A 532-nucleotide genomic window follows, 5' to 3' on the forward strand; every position below is an offset into this window, starting at 1 on the left:
TGTTGTTGCCCACCAAGTCGAAGTTGCCTTCGTCGGTGAAAAACTTCACGGCAAAACCGCGCACGTCACGCACGGTATCGCCCGAACCACGCGGGCCCTGCACCGTAGAGAAGCGCACGAACACCGGGGTTTTATGCTCGGGGTTACGCAGGAAACCGGCCTTGCTCAGCGCCGAATGGTTCTCGTAAGTCTGGAAATAACCATGGGCGCCCGTACCACGGGCATGCACGATGCGCTCCGGAATACGCTCATGGTCAAAGTGCGTGATTTTTTCACGCATGATGAAGTCTTCCAGCAGCGAAGGGCCACGGGCACCGACTTTCAGGGTGTTCTGGTTATCGGCAATCTTGACGCCTTGGTTGGTGCGCAGCGCCTGGCCGGTTGCATCTGAGCGGAATTCCTCCAGGGCCTGCAACTTGGCGTTGGTGTTGCCACGGTCCAGGGTATCGGTGCCCGCGAGCTCACTCTTCGGCGGGGTAGCTGGCTTCTTGGTACTCATCAGACAAAACTCCTTATTCAAAGTAGCCAGAGC

1 protein-coding gene is annotated in these 532 nt (G+C 57.9%); it reads right to left on the reverse strand.

Annotated elements, in window-relative coordinates; translation table 11 throughout:
- Positions 1 to 499: catalase (locus QZ269_RS13490; RefSeq protein ID WP_291427200.1), on the reverse strand; the 499-nt coding region annotated here is incomplete at its 3' end.
- Positions 500 to 532 lie beyond the last annotated feature (33 nt).

The sequence above is a fragment of the Deinococcus sp. genome (assembly GCF_018260405.1).
In the GTDB taxonomy this organism is placed as follows: Bacteria; Deinococcota; Deinococci; order Deinococcales; family Deinococcaceae; genus Deinococcus.